Raw genomic sequence first — 508 nt, 5'->3', positions numbered from 1 at the left:
GAGCGTCCAGTCCAGGTCGCTGTCGCGGACGAGGGCCTCCATGCGGCGCATGTCCTCGTGCGCGGTGCGGCCCAGCCTGCGGTTGACCAACGGGTCCATGATGTTGTTGAAGAAGAATGCGCCGGTCGGTCGCCACATCGGATCCATGACGCTGGAGCTGACCGTGACCAGCCGCTTCACCCCGTGCCGGTGCATCGCCGCCACGATGTTCGCGTTGCCCAACGAATACACCGTGATCGGTTTGGGGGAAAGCGGCACCCCCAGGCTGGATAGGACGGCGTCGCCGCCGGCGACGGCACGTTCGACGGCGTCGGGGTTGGCGACGTCGGCGGTGATCACGGTGAGGCCGGCGCGGGGCTGGATGCTGCCCGGGCGGCGGGTGACCGCGGTGACCTGATGGCCGGCGGCCAGGGCCTGCGCGGTGAGGTGGCGGCCGGTTGGGCCGGTGGCGCCGAAGATGACAGTACGCATGTGCTCGCTCCTCGTTGCGGGGTTGGTGGTTTGACGA

At 69.3% G+C, this 508-nt stretch carries 1 protein-coding gene; it reads right to left on the bottom strand.

Going from position 1 to position 508, the window contains the following annotated elements; genetic code table 11:
- Positions 1-508 (bottom strand): NAD(P)-dependent oxidoreductase (locus tag EAD96_RS20685; RefSeq protein ID WP_233586116.1); only part of this gene is annotated, 508 nt, incomplete at both ends.

The sequence above is a fragment of the Micromonospora sp. BL1 genome, assembly GCF_003667485.1.
Taxonomy (GTDB): Bacteria; Actinomycetota; Actinomycetes; order Mycobacteriales; family Micromonosporaceae; genus Micromonospora; species Micromonospora tulbaghiae.
This window is presented reverse-complemented; position numbering and strand designations above follow the sequence as displayed.